Source organism: Vibrio sp. V30_P3S12P165 (assembly GCF_009904905.1).
Lineage (GTDB): Bacteria > Pseudomonadota > Gammaproteobacteria > Enterobacterales > Vibrionaceae > Vibrio > Vibrio fujianensis.
In genome coordinates, this window is record NZ_WXWH01000059.1 from 20,226 (window position 1) to 45,491 (window position 25,266).

Here is a 25,266-nt window from a genome sequence, read left to right on the forward strand (position 1 = left end):
TATTCCTCTATTTGAAATGAACTTCACTTTCAAGTTGAACACCTTGTTGCCGTTCAACCATCATGGTGGTGAAATCAGTAACCCATCCGCGGAAAAAATTCGTGATCATCCCAACCAGTAAATAGCTCACCGCCAAAGGACCAAGCGGTAAACCCAATGTCGTTAACCCACTCGCAATGCCTAAATAAACAAACAATTCGCCTGGATTAATATGTGGGAAGAGCCCATTCATCGAGTGGCAACTGTATGATGCCGCTGCATAATAGGAAGGTTTGTAACGTTCAGGTAAAAATCGCCCAAGACTCAGTGTCATCGGATTACAAAAAATAAATGTACCGATAACAGGTAACACGAAATAACGAGATATCGGGTTTCCTGCACTGCGCTGCGCCAAACGTTCAACACGCTCTTGCCCTATAAATTGAATTAATGCGTTCATTGCCACGAGCAACGCAATCAGCAATGGCAGTATTCCTGTTACCATGCTAACGAAGACATCGCCCCCTTTTTGGAACAGCCCAATAAACCATTCCGCACCGTGAATTATCCATTCCATCTTTAGACCCTCATTTAATTGTGACCGTGTGTCTTACCACACCAATATACTTTCACTTTAACTTTCAGATTAAAAGCTCATATTTTCACTTAATTGAAAGCGATCACAAAAATAGGCTTTCAAAGTAAAAATAAAGTAAGGAAAATCTTTCATGGGATGATTAACTTTGAAATAATCAATAAAAATAAATAGCCATGCTTTTCTCGACTTTTACTTGAAAGAAAAGGTTGAAAAATGAAAACAGAAAAAACCGGTAGGTGAGAAGATGACGATAATCGAACGTATGATTGAATGTGGTAAGCACGTTATTCAACAGGAGTTAGAGCAAGGAGCTCGGCTTAAAAATCGGCTGGATATCGCATTTGCTAACAGTTGTATGGCGATACAGCAATGCAAAGGCAAAATTATTCTGTTTGGTATCGGTAAATCCGGTCATATTGGGAAAAAAATTGCAGCGACTTTCGCCTCAACGGGATCGCCGGCATTTTTTATTCACCCAGCAGAAGCTTTACATGGGGATCTAGGGATGATCACTGAGCACGATTTAGCGATTTTGATCTCTTACTCGGGCGAAGCGAGTGAATTTAAAACGATTGTGCCGTTATTATTGAGCAAACGTATTCCCATCATTGCGATTACAGGGCAACGCAACAGTTACCTAGCCAAACATAGCCACTACCTTTTAAATATTAATGTCGAAAAAGAAGCCTGTCCGCTTGGGCTAGCTCCAACCTCGAGCACCACCAATACCCTGTTAATAGGAGATGCACTTGCGTTAACCGTCATGTCTGAAAAGAAGTTTACCGCTGAAGAGTTTGCTTTTTCTCACCCGGCAGGTGCTCTGGGCGCTCGACTATTAACCCAAGTCCATCAACTGATGACAGATGTACATACCGCGGCCTATTGTTCGCCAAAAACAAGCTTAACTGAGGTTATTGAGATCATGTGTAATACTGGATTAGGATTAATTGCCATTGTCGAAGGAAAACAATTACAAGGTGTTTTTACTGACGGTGATCTTCGTAGGGCGTTGAATAATAACATTGACATGACGATAACGATTGCTCAATTAATGACCCATCAACCGATTGTTATCCGTCACTCCGCGCTATGCCACCATGCCCTTACTATCATGCGTAAGAATGGAATTACCGCACTGCCTATTATCAACGAAAAACAGCATTATCTAGGGGTGATCAATCAGCAATCAATTCAAAGAGCGGGTATCATCTAAGCTCACATGATTAACTGAAAATGTTTAGCTAGGGGTTAGATCGCTACCGCGACCGATTGATCCGCTTCACACTGTCACGAACCACTAGGGTCGGTTCTAATTGCACCACCTGAGGCTCGCGGCTGAGATTTTCCAGTTTACTCAGTAGGGTCTCTACCGCTGCTTGACCTAAACGATACTTGGGCTGATGAATGGTGGTTAAGGCGGGAAGCATAAACTGAGCAATATGGATATCATCGTAACCCATTACTGATAACTGTGCTGGAATAGCAACCCCGGCTCTATTTGCTGCATGAATCACCCCCATGGCCATCATGTCATTACAGACAAAAAGAGCACTCGGAAGAGGCCCCCTTTTTTGCATTCGGGTCAGTGCCTCTAAGCCGCCTTCACATTCAAAATTAGACTCAACAATCCAATGGGGGTTAATCTCTAACCCAGCGTCGAGTAGTGCACGTTTATAGCCTTCATAACGCATTTGTGCTTGATGGCGGATCAGCGGGCCAGTAATACAACCGATTGACTGATGTCCACATTCAATCAAATACTGAGTTGCCATGTATCCGCCACGCAATGAGTTGTCTTGAATTTTATCACTAGCAAACAACATTGGTCCCCAATCCATCACCACGACTGGGATATCGGGATAGCGATCAAAGACCTCAATACGTTCCCCTTCTAAGGTTGAACACATTAAAATCAAACCATCGACCCGCTTTTGTAACAAAGCATTGATGGATGATTTCATACGTTGATTATCACCTTCCGTATTGCAAAGAATAAGATTATATCCTTGTTGATAACAACTGCGTTCGACCCCTTTTACCACTTCACCAAAAAAGGGGTTGGTGGATGTCGTGACCAGCATACCAATGGTATGGGTACGGTTCATTTTTAGACTTCGAGCTAAAGCAGAAGGGGCATAATTCAGCTCTTGGGCGACTTTGTTCACCCGTTCGGCAATCTCATCACTGACATAACGCGTTTTATTGATCACATGACTCACGGTTGATGTGGAAACACCGGCAATGCGTGCGATGTCTTTCATGGTCGCCATGTGATCTTCTCCTTATTGGTGCTGAGCTAAAAATTGGTTCACTTCATGTCGAGTTGGAATTGAGGTTTGTGCGCCAAATCGGGTTACCGAAATAGCAGCCGCAGCATGAGCAAATTTAATGGCTGATTCTAAAGGCATTTCTTCTAATAAACCAGTAACAAACGCACCATTAAAGGTATCCCCCGCCGCCGTGGTATCGACCGCTGAAACACGAAAACCAGCAATGCATTTTCCACGGCCATTTTCACTCAACCAAACTCCTTTAGCACCTAAAGTGATCATGACAATTTCAATGCCTTTTTGGTGCAGCACATTCGCAGCTTGTTGAGCCGTCACTTCGTCTAGCACAGTGATGCCAGTTAATACCTCCGCTTCTGTTTCATTCGGGGTTATCACATCAATACATCGCAACAATTCGTCCGGCAGCGTTTGAGCTGGCGCTGGATTAAGCACCACATTAGTTTTGGCCTGTTTCGCTTCCTGCGCCGCTTTAACAATCCCATCAATGGGTGTTTCTAACTGCATCAACAAGTACTTGGCAGCACGAATACGTGCTAAATCGGCTTCTATCGCTTGAGCGCTTAACTTTGCATTGGCTTCTGCTGACAAGCAAATACTGTTTTCACCACGATCAGAGACTTGGATCATCGCTATCCCGGTTGGGCAATTGGGCTGCATTTTTATGCCTGAGATATCGATTCCATCCAACTTAAAACTTTCTCGAATATTAATGCCAAAAGCATCATCTCCAACACAAGCGATAAAACCAATATCGGCCCCAAGCCGAGCGGCGGCAACCGCTTGATTTGCACCTTTACCACCGGGAATCACTTGGTAATTACGGCCATGGAGCGTCTCGCCAGGACGAGGAAAAGAAGGCACTTGAAGAACATGGTCAGCATTGACACTGCCTAATACTACCAATTTGTTCATAAGGATTATCCTCAGTTTGATTAGAAATAGAGAGCTTTAACGCCTAACTAAGCGCTTTCACAAGCGCTATAGCACTCTATTTGGATAAGGAACCCCCACCTTATACGGTAGGGGTTAAGTTTTTATTGACCAATAATTTTCAGAGGAACGGGAATGTAAGCATCAACATTTTCCCCTTTCAGTACGCGATCAGCGGTTTCCACACCTAGCGCACCAATAAGATCCGGTTGCTGTGCTACCGTTGCTGCCAATTGGCCACGATGAACTGCCGCAATCCCATCATCGGTACCATCAAAACCAACAATTAACACATTTTTGCCGGAAGCTTGTACCGCTCGCAACGCTCCTAATGCCATTTCATCGTTTTGTGCAAACACCGCTTGAACGTCTGGATTCGCCGCAAGCAGGTTTTCCATTACGTTTAGCCCTTTGTTTCGGTCAAAATCAGCGGGTTGACTGGCTAACAGCTGCATACCACTGCCTTTGACCGCATTCATAAATCCTTCCCCACGTTCACGCGCAGCGGATGTTCCGGCAATGCCCTCCAATTGAATAACTTTGGCTTTTTCACCGACTTTTTCGACAATAAAATGCCCCGCCATTTCACCCCCAACAACGTTATCGGACGCAATATGGCTCACGACCTCACCGCGGCTTGCGCCTCGGTCTAATGTCAGCACTGGCACTTTAGCACGGTTCGCCATGCGAATTGCATTGGATACGGCATCGGAATCGGTCGGGTTAATCAAAATGGCTTTTACACCGCGTACGGTTAAATCTTCCACATTAGAAAGTTCTTTACTGGGATCATTTTGTGAATCCAGAACAATCAAGTTGTAACCCAACTCTTTCGCTTTCGCTTCTGCCCCATCTTTCATGGTGACAAAAAATGGGTTATTAAGTGTTGAAACCACAATCGCAATGTTGTCGCTTGCATAAGCGGATACCGAAACAGAAGCAGACAGCAGCGCAGCAGAAATTAAAGTTGCCAGTTTTTTCATGTTTATCGTCCTTTTTTGTAGGGGGCCACACAGTAACCATTTCCGTGTGGCGGGTTCACGATTTACTTGTTTTTATTGTCCACCAGTACCGCAAGCAAAATAACCACTGCTTTTGCTATCATCTGGTAGTAAGAGGTTACATCGAGTAAGTTCAATGCGTTATTGAGGAAACCGATGATTAGTGCCCCAATCAAGGTTCCCATGATTCGTCCTTTGCCACCCATTAAGCTGGTTCCGCCAAGTACGACCGCGGCAATGGCATCCAACTCATAGCCCATACCTGCGGTTGGCTGTGCGGAAGAGAGGCGAGACGTGACAATGATGCCCGCCAAAGCCGACAATAAACCACAAATGGCATAGACGCCGATTTTAACGCGATCAACATTGATGCCGGATAAACGCGCCGCTGACTCGTTACCCCCCATAGCATAAACATAGCGACCAAAACGGGTGTGATTGAGTAGATACCATGCCGCAGCAAAAACAATCACCATCATCCAGACCGGAACGGGAATCCCAAGTGCATAGCCAGTCCCAAACCAAGCAAAAGCATCGGCGGTATCGGTAAAGCCAGTGGAAATCGGGCGGCCATCGGTGTAAACCATAGTGACGCCACGTAGCAAGGTCATGGTCACTAAGGTAGCAATAAAGGCTTGTACTTTGCCTTTAGCGATAATAATGCCACTAATGCCCCCCAACACGGCTCCCGCTAATAAAGCGGTGGGCACCGCAACCAATACGGGCACTTCAAGCGCAATTAGGCTGGCAGCAAACGCGCCACACAACGCTAAAACAGAACCCACGCTTAAATCAATTCCTGCCGTTAAAATGACTAAAGTCATCCCAACCGCAATAATGGCATTGACCGAGGTTTGGCGCAGAATATTTAAAATGTTATCAACCGTAAAAAAGTTTGGGTTTAAAAATGACACCACAACCACTAGAAATAGCAATGCGATCAACGATTTTTGTTCAATCAACCACGCTTTGCTAAACAATTTTTGTCCGCCGTCTGGGGTTGGATTACTCATGGTTTTACTACTCATGCTGCATCCTCATTCACGGTTTTGCCAACGGCACAGGCTAATAAATTTTCTTGGTTCGCTTGTTTTGCATCGAATTCACCACTAATGCGGCCTTCATGCATCACTAAAATACGGTCACTCATTCCCAACACTTCCGGCATTTCTGAGGACACCAAAATAATGCTCATCCCTTGTGCTTTAAATTTGTTGATCAACTGATAGATCTCTTTTTTCGCCCCCACATCCACACCTCGGGTCGGCTCGTCTAAAATCAACACTTTCGGTTTTGTCATCAGCCCTTTTGCAATGGCGACTTTCTGTTGGTTTCCACCAGAGAGGTTGCCAATAATTTGATGACGAGAAGGCGTTTTGATGTTAAAGAGCTGAATAAAATCCTCGACTGCGATTGCTTCTTCACTATGTTGGATCTGAATACCTTTGGTTAATTTATCTAAAGCACACAGCGACATGTTTTCTTTCACTGATAAGCCCAGTACTAACCCATCGCCTTTGCGATCTTCAGAGATATATGCGATCCCATTGGCTAGTCCATCTTGCGGACTGACAGGATTAATGGTGCGTCCATCAAGATTAATCACCCCATGCTCGGAAGGCAGAGCGCCGTAGATCACTTTCATCAGCTCACTGCGCCCTGCGCCCATCAAGCCTGAAATGCCTAAAATTTCGCCCCGTTTAAGGGTAAAGCTCACATCATGAACCCCCGATCCGGTCAAGCCAATCACCTCTAAACACACGCTATTTTCTGGTTGAACATCAATACGGGGGTATTGCTCTTCCAATTTACGCCCAACCATCATTTCAATAAGGCCATCTTCATTGGTGTCATCCACTCGACATTGACCAATAAATTTGCCATCACGCAGAACGGTAATGTCATCACAGATCTGGAAAATCTCTTTTAATCGATGCGAGATATAAACAATGCCACAACCTTGATCACGCAATTCATTAATTACTTTAAACAGTGAATCGGTTTCGGTATCGGTTAATGCATCCGTCGGCTCATCCATAATGATGACTTTGGACTCAAACGACAGCGCTTTGGCGATTTCCACCATCTGTTGTTCACCTAAGCTCAGTTCCCCCAATAAGGTCTTCGCACTGTGCTTCACATTTAAACGCGCCAGCAGTTGATCCGCTTCGGCGTACATTTCTTTCCATAAAATATGGCCAAAGACTCCAGTTTTTTCTCGGCCTAGGAAAATATTTTCAGCAATGGTCAATTGAGGAATTAGGTTCAATTCTTGGTGAATAATGCTGATCCCGGCTTGCTGTGAATCTCGTGGCCCTTTAAAATTGACAGGTTGACCTTGATACTCGATGCTGCCTGCATCTTTACTATAAATTCCCGTTAACACTTTCATTAAGGTCGATTTCCCTGCGCCATTCTCTCCCATCAGTGCCATTACCCGTCCCGGATAGACATTCAGACAAGCTTGATCAAGCGCCTTCACACCAGGGAAGGCTTTATCAATGTCACGGAGAGCCAAAATCGGTTGAGTCATCACTCCTCCTTAGATCTGGATTACTATCTGGGCGTTAAAACACGACACCGGCTTGGAAAATAATATTGGCATACGGCGTACATTCCCCCGTTCTAATCACCGCTCGGCTATCACCAGTGCGAATTTTAAACGCTTCATGAGGAAGATAGGTCATGGTGATGGTATGGCCGCAGCGTGTCTCTTCTTCTTTGAGTTCACTCATCAGTGCCGCATATAAATCTGGGCTCACTTGGGCAAACTCCTGCGCCAGCACCACGGCTTGCACTTGCATTTCGCTCAATATCACCTTAACGGTCTCTATAAAGCTTGGAATGCCATGTGTCAGCGCTAAATCAATCCGTTGCACCGATCCATCAATCGGTAAACCAGCATCACAAATCGTGACTTCATCCGTATGGCCTAATGTCGCCACAAGGTAAGAGAGTTCAGCATTCAGTAGGGTACTTTTTTTCATTGTTCTGCCTTATATTTATTCACGCTTGCAGTTTTATCATTCAGTTTGCTGCCAAACCAGAGGACAAATTGTAGAAAAAATACACATCGAAACGTTTCGATGTGATATTAACGTGAGAATTATGCATTGCACTAAGATTGAAAGCAGAGTGTGAGTTGGATCAGTAAATGCCGATATAAAATTCAGCAAATAGTGAGAATGATCACTGAGAGTTTTATCAGTAGTCACGAGGATTTTTTGCTATTTCACCAAAACAGAGTTTCGGTTAATTCAAGGTAAACTAAGCAACCGCCCCTAAAATAATCAGCACATCAGTAGCACTCAACGGTTCACTTCGGCTATGATTTCAACTTCTACTCGTAGCGGATCCTGAGCAATGAAAAAACAAGTATTGATTTTACTGAGTACATTGGCATTAAGTGCCTGTGAAAATGAAGTGGGCACCGCTTCTTGGTGCCAAGACATGCGTGATAAACCGAAAAGCGAATGGAGCGCTCAAGGTGCGCTGGATTTTACCAAACACTGCCTATTACAGTCAGAAATCGGCAGCCAAGCCTGGTGTGAAGATATGCAACTCAAGCCGAAAGGAGACTGGACGGCAAATGAAGCGACCTCTTACGCGAAGCACTGTATCTTTTAGTCTAAAAGGCACCAAAGCAATATACAACCAGCGCTCTTTATTGCCGCTCATCTTTCGGGGAATCCATCACCACCATGGTACTGATGGATTTTACCGTAAGACATTCCCCTAATACATCGGCATGAAAGCGTTTATAAGCACTCAGATCTTTAGTCTCAACGCGTAATAAATATTCATTCATCCCCGTGATGTTATGGCATTCAACAACTTCTTTCGCAAACTGAACATGCTCTTCAAAACTGAGTTGAGCCTTCTTGGTATGGCTATTTAATCCAATTGCCACATAAGCAATAAAACCGATATTTAGCTGTGTTTTATCTAATACCGCTCGATAACCTTTGATTACTCGCTTACGTTCAAGCTCTTGCACACGTCGGAGCGTCGCGGACGGTGATAACCCGACCCGTTCGGCCAGCTCAACATTGGCAATTCGCCCGTTTGCCTGTAGCTCATGCAATATTCTTTCGTCAAATTTGTCCATAGTTAATTTTTATTGTTTGATTCATTCATTTATAACAAATATAAACACAATATTGTCCATCAATGCTATTACTATTTTTCCTATTCTATGACCGAAAAAAGAAGAGAGTATGGACTACACACAGTGGGGACCGTTGATCGCCTTTGCTTTTGTTTCGACCTTTTCCCCAGGGCCAAACAATATTATGTTGATGACCTCAGGGGCAAATGTCGGCTTTATCCGCACGATCCCGCATATGCTTGGTGTCACTTTAGGCTTTAGCATTATGGTATTACTGGTGGGTATTGGCCTAACGGATTTATTTCAACGCTACCCATGGATGCAGCATGGATTACACATTGCCTGTAGTGGTTATTTAATCTATTTAGCGTTTAAAATTGCCTTTAGCTCCCCCACACAAGCCAAACAAGACTATCAACCGATGAGCTTTTCAAGTGCGGTACTTTTTCAGTGGGTTAACCCAAAAGGTTGGTCGATGGCTCTTACCGCGGTTAGTGTCTTTAATCCAAGTGCCAGTTGGTTACAGCTTATGGTGATTGCGCTGGTGTTTATCGTGGTCAATATCCCATCAGTCAGCGTATGGGCTGCCGCAGGCAAGCAACTCAGCTATTGGATGAATAACTCTCGCTACGTGCGCTGGTTTAACGGCATCATGGGAGGGCTATTGCTGCTTTCTGTTCTGCCAATGCTCTAGCATTACATTTTCTTCCTCAGCACATCGTTTATACGACATGCTGAGGGAGAAATACTGACTTTTCTTGTTAAGCACAGTAAAATTGCTAGGTATGTAGACAACCGATCGCGACTATGCCCACTTATCCTGACTGTTTTACCCCATTTAAAAACGATATTGCTACCCTCACGCCTCCCTTGCGTTTTACTTACCCATTTTGCTATGACCCCCACCCATTATCGGTGATTGCAGCCCAAGAGCTACAACTGCACCTGACGACTCAAACACATTGGACACACCCTTTTGGACTGAATGAGCAAACACAGCATTCACATGGGAAAATGTTTGGTGTACTGGTTGTAAGGCATCCGCTCGGTACATTGGGTTACTTATCAGCATTTTCCGGTCAACTCGCTGGGCAAGATCATCTACCCGGTTTTGTCCCTCCGGTGTTTGATCGTTTTACTGACTCAAGCTTTTTTTGTCATGAAGCCGAACAAATTTCTGATATGAATCGACAAATTATTGAATTAACCGAAGCAACATTACGCAAACAATTAATCCACAAGCTTGATGAGGCTCAGCAAACCGCCAAACATGCAATTGTACGACAACAGCAGCAGATGACGAACCATCGCGCCCAGAGAAAACATCAACGAAAACAAGTAGAAACCTTGCCAGAGGAGCAACGGCCAGCCTTATTGGCACAACTGGCTCAACAAAGTGTGTATGAGAAATGGCAACTTAAACAACTGAAACTCGATTGGCAAAAACGTATTAACGAACTCAGCAGCCAATTACATCAACTAGATCAAACAATCGAAGCGCTCAAGCAACAACGTAAACAGCGCTCTGCGCAATTACAGCACAAACTCTTTGCTCACTACCGATTCCTTAACCAATCCGGTGAAGAGAAAAACTTAAACGATATTTTTGCCGGTGCAATGACCCCTATTCCGCCAGCGGGTGCCGGTGAATGTGCTGCCCCGAAACTATTACAGTATGCGTTCCTGCATCATTTAACCCCAATTGCCATGGCTGAATTTTGGTGGGGGTGTTCGCCTAAATCTGAAATTCGCCAGCATGGGCAGTTTTATCCTGCCTGCCAAAGTAAATGTCAGCCGATTCTCACCCATATGCTCAAAGGGCTGCCAATGGACGATAATCCTCTACTTCAGAACCCCGCCGAAGGAAAAGAGATAACGATCATTTACCAAGATGAAGCGATTGTTGTTGTTAACAAACCCGCAGAGTTTCTCTCTGTACCCGGCGTCAATATTAAAGACTCAGTACAAACACGTTTAGAGCAAACCTTCCCCGATGTTGAGGGGCCATTTGTTCTCCATCGTTTAGATATGTCCACTTCTGGGCTTTTAGTCTTTGCTTTAACTCGACGGGCCAATAAATCGCTCCAAAAACAGTTTATTACTCGCCAAGTAGAAAAGCAGTATGTCGCTTTATTAGCCGGAGAACTCTTACAACAACAAGGCGATATTACGCTTCCTTTATGTGCTGATTTAGAAGATAGACCAAGACAGAAAGTCTGTGAAAAACAGGGCAAAGCGGCGCACACGCGGTGGGAAAAAGTGGCCATCGAAAATGGTCAAACTCGGGTCAACCTCTACCCTTTAACGGGGCGCACCCACCAGCTGCGCGTCCATTGCGCACATCATGATGGGTTAGCGATGCCGATAGTGGGTGACGATCTTTATGGAGAAAAAGGCGCTCGACTTTGCTTACACGCTCAAAAACTAAGTTTTGTTCACCCTTACCACAAAAAAAGAATGGTTTTCGAAACGCCCGTTCCTTTTTAGTTTCAGATGCTTCTAGCCTTTGGCAATATTTTTCGATTCTTTCACTTCTTTTAACTCAGTGATCTCGGCAAGCTGCGCCACATTTTTCTCAGCAGCTGGATAAGTGACGCCATTAAAACGTCCACCTTGTTCAATGCTGAGATCATCACTGTAAAGCGAGCCTTTCACCTGCCCTTTTGTCAGAATTTCGATTTTATCTGCATGACAGGTTCCTTCAAACTGTCCGTTCACAATCACATGCTGTGCAAAAATTTCACCACTCACGATACCGCTTTCACTGATCACCAAGGTTTTTTCGACATGAAGTTGCCCATCGATCAAACCATCTACTTGCATATTGCTTTCTAACCTGAGTTGTCCACTAACTGCACAGCCTTTTGCGATGAGAGTTGTAACTGAGCGCTGACTCTTAGCTCGACTTTGTTTACTAAAGATTCCCATCGAATACCTCTTACTTTACTAAATAAACTATCAAAATCATTGACTCCCCAATCCACAAACGGCCGAGGATCCAACGGTCGACCCACAAATCGAATTTCATAGTGCAAATGAGGGCCAGAAGAAAGGCCAGTGTTACCGGAATAACCAATTAAATCGCCTTTCTGTACAAAATCACCACTTTTTACCGCGAACTTTTGCATGTGAGAGTAAGAACTCGAGAAACCATAAGAATGTTGTAAACGCAAAAAATTACCAGACCCTTGATTACTCGCTCGAATCACTTCAACAACACCATCCGCAGGAGCATAAATCGGTGTGCCTATGTTGACCGCAAAATCTTGTCCACGATGAAACTTCACTTCTCCCGTAATAGGATGAGTACGTTTACCATATCCTGACGAAATACGCGCGTCCTGAACAGGAGAACCACTTGGAATTTGGCTCAACATCACCATTCTAACTGAAGAGGTAATGGCAGCAGTATCGAGTCGAGACTCTAATTCGGCATGGCTTTCTCCCACACCTAATACTTTTTCCAGATCGCCGAGCCGATCAGAAACAATCTGTATTTTTTCTTCTCGCTCATTCAGATCACTTTCTAAGTTATCCTTAAGATCCTTCAGTGCCGACAATTCACCAAGCAATGACGAAGATTGATTTTCTAATTCTTGCTGCTTAAGTTTCGCAAAATCCACTTCATTAGATAAATAATAAATCACCCCACCGATGGTAATGACTCCGGCAAACAATACATAGCCAAAGCCTTTTAATAGATGCCGATACCATTTTCCAATATGAAAATGCCGAGTTCCATGGATAGAGGAAACAGAAACGATGACCTGTTCTTTCATAGAATTACGCATGTTAAAACGAATGGAGGGCATTCTAACAGGTAACGAATTTCGACTAAATGTTTTGCTTCACTGATTCAGAACAAAGCCACACATAACAGTGAATTAAATCATACTTTGCCGATCGATCCCGTCACGTTTAATCGTATTTTTATTACAAAACCCACCGTTAATTTCCCCTTAATTTCTTTTTCGCAATAAAACCAAACAAAACTATCGATCGAAATCACATTTAACCGAACAAAATAAGAACAAAAGACACAAAACGTGATCTAAATATCATTACTATCCGAGAAAATTATTGTTAGAATGAGACGTAAATCATTTAGAATTAATTGACAAATAAAAAACATAAGGAATGTAATTAAATTACAATACAGAAATGTGACATAAGACATATAAAAATAATAAGAGAAAGAATTTTATCTGGGATGAGATCACAAAAAACCCGTTGTCAGCTCTAAAGTAAAATTGTGTGATAAATTGATTGTGTACTAAGCAACCAACGGTTTTTAGGCGAACCGTTACCACATCATTTCTATAGAACATCGAACGGGGAACAGATATGTTATCACCAGATGCTAAGATCAAGATACAAAATTTTGGTCGTTTCTTATCAAACATGGTTATGCCCAATATTGGCGCATTCATCGCTTGGGGCTTTATTACCGCACTTTTCATTCCAACCGGCTGGTTACCCAATGAGACACTAGCCTCTTTAGTTGGCCCAATGATCACCTATTTACTTCCGCTGCTGATCGGCTATACCGGCGGCAAACTGGTCGGTGGTGAACGAGGAGCGGTTGTTGGTGCTATTACTACCATGGGGGTTATTGTCGGAACCGATATCCCTATGTTTATGGGTGCAATGATCGTTGGCCCTATGGGTGGCTGGGCTATTAAATATTTCGACCAACGGGTTGAAGGTAAAATAAAAAGCGGTTTTGAGATGTTGGTTAATAACTTCTCCGCTGGCATTATTGGTATGATATGCGCCATCATCGCCTTCTACCTTATCGGGCCTTTCGTAAAAATACTTTCAGAGCTTCTTGCTGCTGGCGTCAACTTTTTAGTCGCGGCTCATCTTCTGCCTTTAACTTCTATTTTTGTTGAACCTGCAAAAATTCTTTTCCTCAACAATGCGATTAACCACGGTATTTTCTCTCCTCTCGGCATTCAACAAGCCAATGAAATGGGCCAGTCAATTTTCTTCCTAATTGAAGCCAACCCAGGGCCTGGTTTAGGAATCTTACTGGCCTATATGTTTTTTGGGAAAGGAACAGCTCGTCAAACGGCTGGCGGCGCAACCATTATTCATTTCTTTGGCGGCATCCATGAAATTTATTTTCCCTACATTTTAATGAATCCGCGCCTCATCCTCGCCGCTATTGCAGGCGGTATGACTGGAGTATTTACTTTAACTTTATTCAATGCCGGCATTGTTTCCCCTGCCTCTCCGGGGTCTATTTTTGCTATATTACTCATGACCAACAAAGCCTCGATGCTGGGCGTTCTTTGCTCCATTTTCGCGGCGGCTGGTGTTTCTTTCACCGTTGCTGCAATTTTAATGAAAGCACAACACTCTACCGATGAGGAAGATAATGAAGAAGCGCTAGAGAAAGCGACCGCTCAAATGCAAGAATTGAAATCTACCGCTAAAGGGCAGCCAACATCTTCAAGTAGCGATCGTGACATCAACCTTAGTCAAGTCAAAAACATCATTGTGGCTTGTGATGCTGGGATGGGGTCTAGTGCCATGGGTGCCAGTTTACTACGTAAGAAAATACAAGATGCAGGCCTAAACATCAACGTAACCAACCTTGCTATCAATAATTTACCGAAAGATGTCGATATTGTAATTACCCATAAAGACTTAACCGACCGAGCACGTAAACATGCTCCGAATGCGCAACATCTTTCACTCAATAATTTTCTCGACAACCAAATGTATAATCAATTGGTGACGCAATTACTGGCGGTGAAATATCCACAAGCGGCGAACGATGGGCATTTAATTAAAATGTCTGTTGTCGCTGCCAATGATGACTATTTTGAGCCCCAACAACCTTCCATTTTTAGCCTACAAGAAAAAAATATTCATCTTGGTTTAACGGCTCGCAATAAAGAAGAAGCGATACGCTTTGCGGGTAATCAACTGGTTGAACTAGGTTATGTTGAACCTGAATATGTGGATGCCATGTTTGAGCGAGAAAAATTAGTTCCAACCTACTTAGGTGAATCAATCGCGGTACCTCATGGAACGATAGAAGCTAAAGATCGTGTCATTAAAACCGGTATTGTTATTTGCCAGTATCCATCAGGGGTTCAATTTACTGACGAAAAAGAAGATATTGCTAAACTCGTGATCGGGATTGCTGCAAAAAATGATGAGCATATTCAAGTGATTACTGCCATTACTAACGCCCTTGATGAGCCAGAGGCCATCAAGACATTAACCTCAACTAAAGACATTAAAGACATCTTGGCCATTTTATCGAAAACCCAAGCTGCATAATAGCTTTGCTCCTGAGGCAAAACGAGGTCAGCTCCCCCTTATTTACCACGCTGACCTCACCCTAATCTCGTTAGTCACTTTTTAATAGGTAATCAATTATGAAAAATGCAGTACATTTTGGTGCGGGTAATATTGGCCGTGGTTTTATCGGCAAACTTCTGGCAGATGCTGATATTCAAGTCACCTTTGCCGATGTAAATGAACCTTTAGTCGATCAACTCAGTCACCAGCAACAGTATCAGGTTAAAGTCGTCGGTAGTGAATGCCGGATAGAAACGGTCAACCATGTTACCGCAGTAAATTCAGCCAGTGATGATGTCATTGAACGCATCATGAATACCGATTTAGTGACAACTGCCGTTGGCCCCACTGTGTTGGATATTATCGCCAAAACGATAGCTAAGGGACTTGAAGCGCGCTTTGCTAGCGGCAATGAACAGCCACTCAATATCATTGCTTGTGAAAACATGGTTCGCGGAACCAGTCACTTAAAAAGTGAAATTTTTAAGTATTTAAGTTCTGAGTCACAAGTAAAAGCAGAACAATGGGTCGGTTTTGTTGACTCAGCGGTCGATAGAATCGTCCCGCCTACGGAAGCGGCAAACGATGATCCACTTGAAGTGACCGTGGAAAGCTTCAGTGAATGGATTGTCGATGAACAACAATTTAAAGGGGACATTCCTTCAATTAACGGCATGGAAAAAACAGATAATCTGATGGCTTTCGTTGAGCGTAAACTCTTTACCCTCAATACCGGACACTGTATCACCGCTTATTTAGGCTGCTTGAAAGGACACCAAACGATCCGACAGGCAATCCAAGATCCACTTATTCATGCTGAAGTTAAACAAGCAATGCAAGAAAGTGGCGAAGTGTTAATTCGTCGATATGGTTTTGATCGAAAACTGCACTACGCCTACATTGAAAAGATCTTGTCTCGCTTTGCTAACCCCTATTTAGTCGATGAAGTGGATCGCGTTGGCAGGCAACCTCTGCGAAAATTAGGTGTAAATGATAGATTGATCAAACCATTACTCGGTACAATAGAATACGGCTTAGAAAATAAAACCTTACTCAAAGGGATTGCTGCCGCGCTGAAATATACCAATATCAGTGATCCACAAGCGGTTGAACTGCAAAACTCGCTACGGAAACAAGGTATTGCTCAAACGCTAGCGCATTATTCCGGCTTAGATGCAAACAGTGTCGAAGTACAACAAATCGAAGCGATTTATCATCAGCTTTAATATGACACTTCGATGGGAAGAGCATGCTCTTCCCATCATCAACTTAAATTAGATCAGTATATGGCAGAAAAAATTAACGAAATCGATATCTTAGAACGACTAAACGAGGCCCCTTCTGTACGCGGTTTTTTTATCACCACTGTCGAGGTGTTAGCTCAAGCCATTGATACACTGATACAACGTATTTTTCGCAAAGATAATTTTGCCGTCCAATCGGTCGTTGGGCCACTACTAGACGATACCGGCCCGCTAGGCAATTTGTCCGTTCGTTTAAAATTATTGTATGGTTTAGGGGTTATTGCTGATGATGTTTATCACGATATTGAAACCATCATTAAATTGCGCAATCAACTCAATAGTGATGGAGCTGAGTATCTTTTTACGGATAGCAAAATCCTTGCTGCAATTGAAGCACTTCATCTTGTACAAAACATGGGCCTATTGCAGCTCAATCCCCCGGAGCCTGATGAGGACATCGACCTAGAATTTTATCATTTACACCTCCAGCGACAACAACAAGTGATTCGCTCCGGGCTATCCCTTGCTATTATTGAAATTTGCAATGAGTTAAATAAAGAGAGTCCATTTTAAGTCTCTTTTTCCTGATTGATTTAATATCAATAGTGATAGCCTGAACAGTTTCGAACCCAAAAACTATCGATGTGATTAGCATGCAACAATTAAACGTCGAGATAAGCCAGTCAAGACTTTCAGGCGATGATTAGATATCGATTGCAGATGGTTATCGCTACCATGGCGGATCATATACGAGCAGGGTATAGTGATCGGCAGCCCCTTTTCTAACATGATCAAATTGTCATATGAACCATCAACAACGAAGTCAATTACTGAACGCCTTTGAGCATAAAACCGAAGTACCTATGCTCATCCTTTCATTGATTTATGTCCTCTTAGCTTTAGTCCCAGATCTTGCTCAATTGGATGAACAAGAACATCACTTTATTAACCAATTGATCTGGCTAGTGTGGGGCGTTTTTGCCACGGAGCTGGGCATCAAAGTATTACTAAGCACCCACCGCTGGAACTATTTGATTCAACATTGGCAAGATGTCTTGATTGTTGCTATGCCTTTTCTTAGACCATTACGCTTTTTACGTATCCTTTTTATTTTGCCTAAGACATGGCGTCAAACCAAAGCCGTATTACGTCAAAAAACGTTTAGCTTTATTGGTTTAACCAGTTTACTAACGGTCATCTTAAGTTCTGCTTTTGTTTATTTGGTCGAAAGAGGCAGCTCAAGCCCGATAGAAAGTTACGGTGATGCACTATGGTGGGCAATGACCACCATTACTACCGTTGGATATGGTGATATGTATCCGGTGACCTCCTTTGGCCGAGGGGTCGCTGTTTTTTTAATGTTAACCGGAATCACTCTTTTTGGTTTACTTACCGCCAGTGTGGCCTCTTTTTTTGTCGATGATAATCAACAAAGTCGGCAGCATGAAAAACAACCGGATAGCTCTTCCATTCCTCGTCGCACTTTTCATCTGGCCCGTTTTCAGTATCAACTCAAAGAAAAGCAGCGCCGCCGACACAAACGCAAATAAACTTCGCGAGCTTGAACTCAGACTTACAGTTCGGTTAATAACAACATTAATCTATCTGCTGAATAAACCATTGAGAAAATGCCTGTAATTCTAACGCGAATTGAGGCATTTTTTCACATAGTGGTGCTAGGCTCTGAGTGATTGCCTGTTTGTTATAAGTCACCCCCTTCAATTGTTGTGCTATTTTCTCCATTGGATAAGGCTCTAACATATCACTAAATAGTGTCGCGTATTGGATTGTTCCTTGTTCAACCTTTAAATACACATCAACACCGCCCCAAGAAAAACGTTCATCCATACGATGCGTAAAAGGCGGAGTCTGCCCAAAGTTCCACTGCCAACTACGCTGTTTAGCAAATTTTTCCTCAAAATCCGGCAAGTCAGCAAAATGCTCTGGAGAAATCCATTCTGGTGTCACCGTTTGTTGGTAATGCTCAAGATAAGCTTGCATGATAGCTTCACATACTTGCTGATGATGAATATCTGCCTTGACAGTATTAAGGTTAATGACTCGAGATTTTACCGACGTGATCCCTTTTGCTTGCAGCTTTTTCGGATCTGGGTTGAGGTAATCAGCCAACCGGCTCATATCCGCACTGAGTAATAAAGTACCGTGGTGAAAACCGCGATCCACAGTTTCTCGGTAAGCCGAACCTGAAAATTTGCGTAGGCCTTGTTCATCTTCCAGCACTAAATCATTTCGACCATTAGCCACTCCTGCAATGCCAAGCTTACTGAGCCCAGTCAACACAATTTGTGTTGATATCTGTTTATCATATTCAGGCTTACCCGCCATAAAAGTAAAGTTAGTATTCCCCAAATCGTGGAATACAGCCCCGCCTCCTGTCTGTCGACGGGCCAGTTTGACGTTATCTTGCTCCATTCGTTCGATTCGACATTCTCGCCAAGGGTTTTGCGCACGACCAATGACGACCGTATCAGCATTGCGCCACAAAAACAGAATACGTTGATCAGCGGGCATCGAGCGGAAAATCGTATCTTCAACCGCTAAGTTAAACCAAGGATTGGTTGATTCAGAAATTAGAATTCGGGTACGAGTCATGTCTAGTTCACATTGATATTAACCAAACCATTATCCTACTGAGCATAACTCAAGATAGCGAGCAAAATTCCGCTCGCAAGGTCAACAAACCCTAGCGCATACCAACCAGCCAATCCAGCATCTCACCATCGCGTATGTTCAATTACTTCAAGAACGGCCCTACTGCACATTTCTAACTAAGCGCGCTATACTTACTAGCTCAATCATTACTGACGCCAATTTTATGCCAATAAACAATCCCCATGTGCAGCCACATAACCCTTTACACGGCTTAACCTTAGAAAAAATTCTCACTCGATTGGTAGAACATTATGGCTGGCAAGGATTAGCGCAACACATTAATCTCAACTGTTTTAAAAGCGATCCGTCAATCAAATCTTCCTTGAAATTTTTACGGCGTACAGAGTGGGCAAGAAATAAGGTGGAAAAGATCTATCTTGAGACCTTTCATTAAACCATATACCTAAACAACTTGGCGTTGCAGGTAGGCGGCAAGTGTATAGATTAAATAAAGGGCTGAGCAGCCCTTTATCTCCTACCGACGTGACATTATGAAGGGATATCGTTTTACAACTTGGATAATTAACCGCTCAATTGCTTAAGTCGATCACCAATCGCTAGCTCTAACTCATCTAACCATTGATAACGTTTGGTATACAAACGACGCTTATTACGGTTTAAACTCTCAATCTCTTTGCGAGCCGGTAACATAGGAATGCAATATAAATAGCGATTGATTTTTTCCGCCTCATATTCTGTCCATAGCTCATCATAATCAAAACTAACTTTATTACGCTTAGAGCCAATATAACGCAATGCTTGATAAATATGGCCACGATTAGCAATTGCATAACAGCGCTCAACACCCAACTGACGAGACACTAATAACGCTAACTCAACCATTAATGCTTTCGTCCGTAAACCATGTACTGTACGGGTTAAATCTTTAATAATTTGCTGACGGTTTTCAATCTTATCACTTGGGCCTTGCAAGGCTCCGATATACATCGTTTTACCGTGATCAGAAAAATGAAAGCTGATCGAATAAATAATAGTCTCCGCTTGATTCACTAAGCTTAAACCCATAGCCCCCTCACGGCTGGCTCCTCGGTTTAAACGAATATCATAGGTTTCGCCATTTTTATCTTCGATACATAATAAGCTCACACCTTGGGCGGACATGATCTCCGTACAATGCTCACCAAAACGCTCAGCTACAAATAAAAAATGCTGCTCAAGGAGCTCCACCCTTTGCATTAGCGATAAATCAACACAGAGGTAGGGCTTTAGTGGTTTTTCTAATAGCTGTGGATTGTCATTCAGCACCTTAGCGAGAATAGGCTGCTCAAACATTGATAACATCCGCCGCACAGCTTGGGGGTACAACAATGTCCATAAACGAAAACGCCAGTTTTTACGTATACGAGACCAGCCTTTACTCTCTGGATAAATTTTTTCCGCCCATGCCGGCAGATCATTTTGGAGATTAGTCAACATAATATAACTCACACTGCGCCAGTGGTAGGATAAATCACCCACCAGAACAAATAGACATAGAATGCAATTATACAGCGTTTTATTACTCTGGACTCGATGACTAATGTATGGGATTGTATGGATACTCAATCTATACCTAAACAACTTGGCGTTGCAGGTAGGCGGCAAGTGAGTGACAAATTTGTCTGGAACAAATTTGAACAGCCGTAGGCTGGCTTTCATAATCCCCATCAGCATAGATAGGCTATATGATTGGGGTGAAGAACGTAGCCAACACCCCTGCAGATTCAAGTAGGAAGGAGATAAATATCAGCGTTGATAACGATCCGTTAGTAGGCAACTCCGACTCGCTGCTGCGCAAAAGACGCCGTTTCTAACATATCCAGCATTGCCACTGCATAATCACTGACCGAAATCCGACTATGCCCATCTTGGTCGGCAAGTAGCTGATCACCACCGATTCGATAAGCTCCTTGCTTCTCACCAGGGAAAATCTCAGCCGCTGGGCTAACAAAAGTCCAATTCAGTAGACTATCGCTACTTCTAAAAATGGCCAAGGCTTCACCTTGTGCCAGTGCTTCTGGTTTATATTCGCTTGGAAAGTCCGGTAAAGAGACCAGTGCAACCCCCGGTGAAACTTCTAACGAACCGGCTCCCCCAACCCAAAGTAAACGCTTGACGCCTACTTGAGGTAATTGGCTTAATAATAGCTCTGCCGTCTTAGCCACAATACCATGTTCCCCGTTTGCTCGACCGCCAATCGACACCATGACGACATCAATACCGGCAAATAATTGCGCAAAATTAGTTTGATTGTGCAGGTCAAACTGACGTACTTCAACATTCGCATCGGTCATTTTAGCGGGATCACGCACCATAGCGACCACATCATGCCGACGAGACAGGGCTTCTTGCACTAAATGGCTACCGATCCAACCCGAAGCTCCAACAATAGCAACTTTCATCTCTAACACCTTAATGTTTAATTTATCAACAGATGCTAGTGTAGTCGCCCCTGAACGAGTGATAAATGGTCAGAAAGGATGTAGATTGTATCTAAATAAGATACTAATAAGAGATGACCATGGATAAATTAACCGCGATGCGCAGCTTTGTAGAAGTCGCCAACATTGGCAGTTTCACTCAAGCGGCAGAAAACCTTAACTTAAGTCGCTTACAAGTCTCACGCCATGTCCAAGAAATTGAAGATTGGTTAAAACAGCGTTTGTTGCATAGAACCACACGCAAAGTGAGCCTAACAGCATCTGGGGAAGAAGCGCTAAGACAGTGTGAAAAAATCCTCCATCAAACAGCAGAATTAGAAATGCGAGCGCTAGAGCAATCGCAGTCACTGTCTGGACGCATTCGAATTTCGGTACCGATTGGTTTGGCACGTTATCTCCTGCTTGATGCGGTAGAAGCGTTTACTGACCAGAACCCACAAGTAACGATTGATATTCTTGCTTCCGATCGCTTAGCTCAACTGGTTGATGAACGGGTAGATATTGCACTGCGCTTTACTCCCCAACCCGACGAACAATTAATTGCTCGACGTCTTTTTCAAGTCGATACGGTCGCTTGTGCTGCACCCACTTATCTTGCTCAACATCAACCGATTACGCAGCCAAGTGATCTAGCTAAGCACAACTGTTTTGTCCATCTTTCACATCATAAATGGGAATTTATTCGTGATAACCAAACCTACAGTGTCAATGTCAATGGTACGATTCGAGCGAACGATATGAGCCTAATCTGCCGGGCAACATTACATGGTAAAGGTGTTGCTCTACTCCCTTGTGATTTAGCCAATCGCTACTTAGAAGATCGCTCTCTAATCCAGATATTACCCGACTACCATTTAGCGACCAGCGCATTGTGGGCGGTGTATTTATCGCGCAGCTATCAGTCGCCACTCGTGCGGCAATTTATCGATTTTGTCAGCACACAATGGGATAATTTAAATATGACCGTACCAGAATAAAGCAGCTTCCACTGATTGATAAGAATGAGGCTGACAGCATGAATCCATCAGCCTCATTGGTTATTGGATGCGTTTGTGTTTTGGTACATAGTTAAGAATAGAGATCGGCACTGGCTTTTTCGGCTCAAACCCCTCAACCACTCTACGCTCAATTAAGTGACCTAATCGGCTTTCAATCATGCAAAGATTTTTAAAATTATCTTTCGAGACAAAAGAAATCGCTTCACCTTTCTCGCCCGCTCGTCCTGTACGTCCAATACGGTGCACATACTCATCAGCAGGAAATGGCAAATCATAATTGACGACTCGTGCCAACGCTTGAATATCGATACCACGAGCCCCGACTCCAGTTGCTACCAAGTATTTGATTTTACCGGCTTTGAAATCTTCTAGAAGTTGGACGCGGATCGCTTGACTACGGCCACTATGAAAAGCTTCCGCATAAATACCTCGCTTTTCTAACTGAGCGACTAATTTTGCTGCCCCGTGTTTAGTTTCGATAAAAATCAGCGCCTGCTCCCAATGATTTTCTTTGATTAAGTGACTTAATAGGGCGGATTTTTTATCTTTATCCACCGTAATAAGCCATTGATCAATATTCGTTTTAGAGGCTTGGTTGGCTGCAATCGTAATCTCGTAAGGGTCGGTGACGGCAGTCTTCGCTAAATCTCGAACCTTGTTCGATAAAGTGGCAGAAAAGAGCAAAAATTGAGCCTGTCTTGGAAGACGATCAATGATTTTATTAATCGGCTCAATAAACCCCATATCGAGCATCCGATCAGCTTCATCCAATACCACCATCTCAACTTCATCAAAATGAACAGCACGTTGACCATACATATCCAACAAACGCCCTGGCGTGGCAACTAAAACATCAATGCCATCGATCAACTGCTGCTTTTGTGTCTGTTCATCTACCCCACCGTACATTGCCAACGTCGTTAATCGAGTATGCTGAGCATATTGCTCTGTATTTTTCGCTACCTGAATCGCAAGCTCCCGGGTAGGGACTAAAATCAACGCTCGAATCCGCTTTTTCCGTTGGATATTTCCATTTTGCAATTGATGTAAAATCGGCAAGACAAAGCTGGCGGTTTTTCCGGTACCCGTTTGGGCGGCCGCAATCAGATCTTGTCCTTGTAAAATAACCGGAATGGCTTTACGTTGAATGGGGGTTGGTGTGTGATAACCCAGTTCAGCCACTGATTGAATCAGAGCCTCGCTAAGTCCAAGTTGTGCAAATGACATGATTGAGCCCAAATCGATAAAGTAGAGTAAGAACACGCTAGAATAGGGCAAATTCTAACATGAAGCGAAAGGTATGAAGAGCGTTATCACACTTTCATACCTTTTACGTCAAATCAAAAGAGTATAAAACAGTAACTCAATGCGTTGATCAAGCCAGCTTTTGTTCATAAGCAAGACGATACTGCACCATATCTTCAATGGTCAGAACTGGCATATTATGCAAGCGGCCAAAGGCAATAATTTCTGGTGTTTTCGCCATAGTCCCATCTGGGTTAGTCAGTTCACACAATACACCGGAAGGAAGCAAACCCGCCATTTGCATTAAATCAACCGTCCCTTCAGTATGACCTCGACGCGTCATAATGCCACCTTTACGAGCCCGCAAAGGAAATACATGCCCAGGACGAGCAAGATCTTCTGGTTTTGCATTAGGGTTAATCGCAGTTTTTATCGTGGTCACTCGATCTTTGGCTGACACTCCCGTTGTTACCCCACTCTTCGCTTCAATTGAGACGGTAAAAGCCGTTTGATTTTGGCTATTATTGTGTTGCACCATAGGAGGGAGATCCAGTTTATTCGCTTGTTCATCGGTCAAGCATAAACAGACGATGCCACTGCATTCTCGGATCATCAGCGCCATTTGCTCTGCAGTTAATGTTTCGGCAGGATAAATGATGTCCCCTTCATTTTCACGATCTTCATCATCCAATAATAAAACACCTCGTCCTTCTCGTAAGGCTTGTAGTGCGCGCTCGACTCGAGTAATAGGGTCGCCAAATTCGGCAAGTAAAGATAACTGATTCATGGTTTACTCCTAATAATGACCAGAATCAGGGCGGTTATGAGGTAAGCGGAAAGCATCAAACACAAGAGGCAAAAAATGCACCTGCACGATGTCTGATGTATACCCAATTCACGAAAATAACCACGGCTCTCAGCTGCGAATTTACGCCATCGCATAAACACCACCGCGCTGCAGTTATTTCATACTGGTAGGTATAATTGCCATTCTCTCTCATCCGGACTATAACCGTCGGCTCTGGCGTCTCACCAGATCTGCTGACCTCGACGAATCGAGCGCTCGTGGGCTCACCCAATCGGGTATACCACCGGTGGGGAATTCCACCCCGCCCTGAGAATTGTATAAAAAAATTACGTATTCAGTATAAAGAATGAAAACCGAGCTCATTCTTCGCTGATTATGGTAATACTTTGTTGCGTTTTTGCAAAGGGGAACTCTGACAGATAACCACTTTCAACTGACTTTAGCACGCGAAAAGTTGGTGGATGGTAATGAAGAGGGTTGATTGCATAGTCGGCAAATGGCTTGTTTTTTCATCTTATGGTAATGCTCGCCATGCATGACTAATGACATGAATTGCAGGATAATTTGCCAACTAGAGCAAGGAGAAGTTTGACAGCGCCTCATTACAACTTTGTGCGGGGTAATTTTGTGACAAC

At 43.5% G+C, this 25,266-nt stretch carries 25 protein-coding genes and 1 riboswitch; of the genes, 10 read left to right on the plus strand and 15 right to left on the minus strand.

Annotated elements, in window-relative coordinates; genetic code table 11:
* Positions 1-7 precede the first annotated feature (7 nt).
* Positions 8-556 carry a PTS glucitol/sorbitol transporter subunit IIC gene (gene srlA / locus CAG57_RS11825; RefSeq protein ID WP_099610996.1) on the minus strand — a complete coding sequence of 183 codons (549 nt, stop codon included), beginning with the start codon at positions 554-556 and terminating at the stop codon, positions 8-10.
* A 265-nt stretch (positions 557-821) separates the two neighbouring features.
* Between srlA and CAG57_RS11830 the strand changes: the two genes are divergently transcribed.
* Positions 822-1,790 carry a KpsF/GutQ family sugar-phosphate isomerase gene (locus tag CAG57_RS11830; protein ID WP_161430519.1) on the plus strand — a complete coding sequence of 323 codons (969 nt, stop codon included), beginning with the start codon at positions 822-824 and terminating at the stop codon, positions 1,788-1,790.
* A 43-nt stretch (positions 1,791-1,833) separates the two neighbouring features.
* Here CAG57_RS11830 and CAG57_RS11835 read toward each other — a convergent pair whose 3' ends face one another.
* From CAG57_RS11835 to rbsD, 6 genes are all read right to left on the minus strand, one after another.
* On the minus strand, positions 1,834-2,847 hold the full coding sequence (locus CAG57_RS11835) for a substrate-binding domain-containing protein (RefSeq protein ID WP_099610994.1): 1,014 nt from the start codon (positions 2,845-2,847) through the stop codon (positions 1,834-1,836).
* Positions 2,848-2,859: 12 nt separating this feature from the next.
* On the minus strand, positions 2,860-3,780 hold the full coding sequence (gene rbsK / locus CAG57_RS11840) for a ribokinase (protein ID WP_099610993.1): 921 nt from the start codon (positions 3,778-3,780) through the stop codon (positions 2,860-2,862).
* A 122-nt stretch (positions 3,781-3,902) separates the two neighbouring features.
* Positions 3,903-4,781: a ribose ABC transporter substrate-binding protein RbsB gene (rbsB, locus tag CAG57_RS11845; protein ID WP_161427046.1), complete on the minus strand. Its 879-nt coding sequence runs from the start codon at positions 4,779-4,781 to the stop codon at positions 3,903-3,905.
* Between the two features lie 62 nt (positions 4,782-4,843).
* Complete coding sequence (gene rbsC, locus CAG57_RS11850; RefSeq protein ID WP_099610991.1) at positions 4,844-5,827, minus strand: ribose ABC transporter permease; 984 nt, start codon at positions 5,825-5,827, stop codon at positions 4,844-4,846.
* On the minus strand, positions 5,824-7,332 hold the full coding sequence (gene rbsA, locus CAG57_RS11855) for a ribose ABC transporter ATP-binding protein RbsA (RefSeq protein WP_161427047.1): 1,509 nt from the start codon (positions 7,330-7,332) through the stop codon (positions 5,824-5,826). The genes rbsC and rbsA overlap by 4 nt, the downstream gene beginning before the upstream one ends.
* A gap of 34 nt (positions 7,333-7,366) precedes the next feature.
* Entirely contained in the window at positions 7,367-7,786 is a 420-nt protein-coding gene (rbsD, locus tag CAG57_RS11860) for a D-ribose pyranase (RefSeq protein ID WP_161427048.1), read from the minus strand.
* 376 nt (positions 7,787-8,162) lie between these two features.
* On the opposite strand from rbsD, the gene CAG57_RS11865 reads away from it, so the two are divergent.
* Positions 8,163-8,426 (plus strand): DUF3012 domain-containing protein, encoded by a 264-nt coding sequence (locus CAG57_RS11865; protein WP_099610988.1) that lies wholly within the window; start codon positions 8,163-8,165, stop codon positions 8,424-8,426.
* A 37-nt stretch (positions 8,427-8,463) separates the two neighbouring features.
* Here the strand turns inward: CAG57_RS11865 and CAG57_RS11870 are convergent, their stop codons facing one another.
* Complete coding sequence (locus CAG57_RS11870) at positions 8,464-8,907, minus strand: Lrp/AsnC family transcriptional regulator (RefSeq protein WP_161427049.1); 444 nt, start codon at positions 8,905-8,907, stop codon at positions 8,464-8,466.
* A 109-nt stretch (positions 8,908-9,016) separates the two neighbouring features.
* On the opposite strand from CAG57_RS11870, the gene CAG57_RS11875 reads away from it, so the two are divergent.
* The gene (locus tag CAG57_RS11875) at positions 9,017-9,601 is read left to right on the plus strand and encodes a LysE family translocator (protein WP_161427050.1); all 585 of its coding nucleotides are present in this window, start codon (positions 9,017-9,019) and stop codon (positions 9,599-9,601) included.
* 113 nt (positions 9,602-9,714) lie between these two features.
* Entirely contained in the window at positions 9,715-11,394 is a 1,680-nt protein-coding gene (locus CAG57_RS11880) for an RluA family pseudouridine synthase (protein ID WP_161427051.1), read from the plus strand.
* Positions 11,395-11,406: 12 nt separating this feature from the next.
* Here CAG57_RS11880 and CAG57_RS11885 read toward each other — a convergent pair whose 3' ends face one another.
* The gene (locus CAG57_RS11885) at positions 11,407-11,730 is read right to left on the minus strand and encodes a bactofilin family protein (RefSeq protein WP_237665823.1); all 324 of its coding nucleotides are present in this window, start codon (positions 11,728-11,730) and stop codon (positions 11,407-11,409) included.
* Positions 11,731-11,738: 8 nt separating this feature from the next.
* A complete protein-coding gene (locus tag CAG57_RS11890) occupies positions 11,739-12,686 on the minus strand; it encodes a M23 family metallopeptidase (protein WP_161433721.1) in 948 nt (315 codons plus the stop codon).
* 565 nt (positions 12,687-13,251) lie between these two features.
* Here CAG57_RS11890 and CAG57_RS11895 point away from each other — a divergent pair.
* From CAG57_RS11895 to CAG57_RS11910, 4 genes are all read left to right on the plus strand, one after another.
* Positions 13,252-15,201, plus strand: a complete 1,950-nt coding sequence (locus CAG57_RS11895) for a PTS mannitol transporter subunit IICBA (protein ID WP_161427005.1) — start codon at positions 13,252-13,254, stop codon at positions 15,199-15,201.
* Positions 15,202-15,299: 98 nt separating this feature from the next.
* Positions 15,300-16,448, plus strand: coding sequence for a mannitol-1-phosphate 5-dehydrogenase (locus CAG57_RS11900; RefSeq protein ID WP_161427006.1), 1,149 nt, complete (start codon positions 15,300-15,302; stop codon positions 16,446-16,448).
* 60 nt (positions 16,449-16,508) lie between these two features.
* Complete coding sequence (locus tag CAG57_RS11905) at positions 16,509-17,039, plus strand: MltR family transcriptional regulator (RefSeq protein ID WP_161427007.1); 531 nt, start codon at positions 16,509-16,511, stop codon at positions 17,037-17,039.
* Between the two features lie 230 nt (positions 17,040-17,269).
* Complete coding sequence (locus CAG57_RS11910) at positions 17,270-18,016, plus strand: potassium channel family protein (protein WP_161427008.1); 747 nt, start codon at positions 17,270-17,272, stop codon at positions 18,014-18,016.
* Between the two features lie 46 nt (positions 18,017-18,062).
* Here CAG57_RS11910 and CAG57_RS11915 read toward each other — a convergent pair whose 3' ends face one another.
* The gene (locus CAG57_RS11915; RefSeq protein ID WP_161427009.1) at positions 18,063-19,079 is read right to left on the minus strand and encodes a lipoate--protein ligase; all 1,017 of its coding nucleotides are present in this window, start codon (positions 19,077-19,079) and stop codon (positions 18,063-18,065) included.
* A 223-nt stretch (positions 19,080-19,302) separates the two neighbouring features.
* Here CAG57_RS11915 and CAG57_RS11920 point away from each other — a divergent pair, with 223 nt between their 5' ends.
* Positions 19,303-19,533, plus strand: a complete 231-nt coding sequence (locus tag CAG57_RS11920; RefSeq protein WP_099610982.1) for a VF530 family DNA-binding protein — start codon at positions 19,303-19,305, stop codon at positions 19,531-19,533.
* A gap of 128 nt (positions 19,534-19,661) precedes the next feature.
* Here CAG57_RS11920 and CAG57_RS11925 read toward each other — a convergent pair whose 3' ends face one another.
* Positions 19,662-20,576: a VirK/YbjX family protein gene (locus CAG57_RS11925; RefSeq protein ID WP_161427010.1), complete on the minus strand. Its 915-nt coding sequence runs from the start codon at positions 20,574-20,576 to the stop codon at positions 19,662-19,664.
* A gap of 329 nt (positions 20,577-20,905) precedes the next feature.
* On the minus strand, positions 20,906-21,541 hold the full coding sequence (locus CAG57_RS11930) for an NAD(P)-dependent oxidoreductase (RefSeq protein WP_099610981.1): 636 nt from the start codon (positions 21,539-21,541) through the stop codon (positions 20,906-20,908).
* A 119-nt stretch (positions 21,542-21,660) separates the two neighbouring features.
* On the opposite strand from CAG57_RS11930, the gene CAG57_RS11935 reads away from it, so the two are divergent.
* Positions 21,661-22,557: a LysR family transcriptional regulator gene (locus CAG57_RS11935; RefSeq protein ID WP_161427011.1), complete on the plus strand. Its 897-nt coding sequence runs from the start codon at positions 21,661-21,663 to the stop codon at positions 22,555-22,557.
* Between the two features lie 60 nt (positions 22,558-22,617).
* Here the strand turns inward: CAG57_RS11935 and CAG57_RS11940 are convergent, their stop codons facing one another.
* Both CAG57_RS11940 and ribB read right to left on the minus strand, forming a co-directional pair.
* Entirely contained in the window at positions 22,618-23,805 is a 1,188-nt protein-coding gene (locus CAG57_RS11940; RefSeq protein ID WP_161427012.1) for a DEAD/DEAH box helicase, read from the minus strand.
* 148 nt (positions 23,806-23,953) lie between these two features.
* Positions 23,954-24,610, minus strand: coding sequence for a 3,4-dihydroxy-2-butanone-4-phosphate synthase (ribB, locus tag CAG57_RS11945; protein ID WP_099610980.1), 657 nt, complete (start codon positions 24,608-24,610; stop codon positions 23,954-23,956).
* Positions 24,611-24,808: 198 nt separating this feature from the next.
* Positions 24,809-24,949, minus strand: a riboswitch (FMN riboswitch).
* Between the last annotated feature and the right edge of the window lie 317 nt (positions 24,950-25,266).

Excerpts from the sequence above, each read along its gene's own strand:
- srlA (WP_099610996.1), bottom strand. The coding sequence starts at position 556 with ATGGAATGGATAATTCACGGTGCGGAATGGTTTATTGGGCTGTTCCAA.
- CAG57_RS11930 (WP_099610981.1), bottom strand. The coding sequence starts at position 21,541 with ATGAAAGTTGCTATTGTTGGAGCTTCGGGTTGGATCGGTAGCCATTTA.
- CAG57_RS11890 (WP_161433721.1), bottom strand. The coding sequence starts at position 12,686 with ATGAAAGAACAGGTCATCGTTTCTGTTTCCTCTATCCATGGAACTCGG.
- CAG57_RS11905 (WP_161427007.1), top strand. The coding sequence starts at position 16,509 with ATGGCAGAAAAAATTAACGAAATCGATATCTTAGAACGACTAAACGAG.
- rbsD (WP_161427048.1), bottom strand. The coding sequence starts at position 7,786 with ATGAAAAAAAGTACCCTACTGAATGCTGAACTCTCTTACCTTGTGGCG.
- CAG57_RS11885 (WP_237665823.1), bottom strand. The coding sequence starts at position 11,730 with ATGCAAGTAGATGGTTTGATCGATGGGCAACTTCATGTCGAAAAAACC.
- CAG57_RS11830 (WP_161430519.1), top strand. The coding sequence starts at position 822 with ATGACGATAATCGAACGTATGATTGAATGTGGTAAGCACGTTATTCAA.
- CAG57_RS11835 (WP_099610994.1), bottom strand. The coding sequence starts at position 2,847 with ATGGCGACCATGAAAGACATCGCACGCATTGCCGGTGTTTCCACATCA.
- rbsC (WP_099610991.1), bottom strand. The coding sequence starts at position 5,827 with ATGAGTAGTAAAACCATGAGTAATCCAACCCCAGACGGCGGACAAAAA.
- CAG57_RS11915 (WP_161427009.1), bottom strand. The coding sequence starts at position 19,079 with ATGACTCGTACCCGAATTCTAATTTCTGAATCAACCAATCCTTGGTTT.
- CAG57_RS11900 (WP_161427006.1), top strand. The coding sequence starts at position 15,300 with ATGAAAAATGCAGTACATTTTGGTGCGGGTAATATTGGCCGTGGTTTT.
- CAG57_RS11880 (WP_161427051.1), top strand. The coding sequence starts at position 9,715 with ATGCCCACTTATCCTGACTGTTTTACCCCATTTAAAAACGATATTGCT.
- rbsA (WP_161427047.1), bottom strand. The coding sequence starts at position 7,332 with ATGACTCAACCGATTTTGGCTCTCCGTGACATTGATAAAGCCTTCCCT.
- CAG57_RS11875 (WP_161427050.1), top strand. The coding sequence starts at position 9,017 with ATGGACTACACACAGTGGGGACCGTTGATCGCCTTTGCTTTTGTTTCG.
- CAG57_RS11940 (WP_161427012.1), bottom strand. The coding sequence starts at position 23,805 with ATGTCATTTGCACAACTTGGACTTAGCGAGGCTCTGATTCAATCAGTG.
- CAG57_RS11865 (WP_099610988.1), top strand. The coding sequence starts at position 8,163 with ATGAAAAAACAAGTATTGATTTTACTGAGTACATTGGCATTAAGTGCC.
- CAG57_RS11895 (WP_161427005.1), top strand. The coding sequence starts at position 13,252 with ATGTTATCACCAGATGCTAAGATCAAGATACAAAATTTTGGTCGTTTC.
- CAG57_RS11925 (WP_161427010.1), bottom strand. The coding sequence starts at position 20,576 with ATGTTGACTAATCTCCAAAATGATCTGCCGGCATGGGCGGAAAAAATT.
- CAG57_RS11910 (WP_161427008.1), top strand. The coding sequence starts at position 17,270 with ATGAACCATCAACAACGAAGTCAATTACTGAACGCCTTTGAGCATAAA.
- CAG57_RS11870 (WP_161427049.1), bottom strand. The coding sequence starts at position 8,907 with ATGGACAAATTTGACGAAAGAATATTGCATGAGCTACAGGCAAACGGG.
- CAG57_RS11935 (WP_161427011.1), top strand. The coding sequence starts at position 21,661 with ATGGATAAATTAACCGCGATGCGCAGCTTTGTAGAAGTCGCCAACATT.
- ribB (WP_099610980.1), bottom strand. The coding sequence starts at position 24,610 with ATGAATCAGTTATCTTTACTTGCCGAATTTGGCGACCCTATTACTCGA.
- CAG57_RS11920 (WP_099610982.1), top strand. The coding sequence starts at position 19,303 with ATGCCAATAAACAATCCCCATGTGCAGCCACATAACCCTTTACACGGC.
- rbsB (WP_161427046.1), bottom strand. The coding sequence starts at position 4,781 with ATGAAAAAACTGGCAACTTTAATTTCTGCTGCGCTGCTGTCTGCTTCT.
- rbsK (WP_099610993.1), bottom strand. The coding sequence starts at position 3,780 with ATGAACAAATTGGTAGTATTAGGCAGTGTCAATGCTGACCATGTTCTT.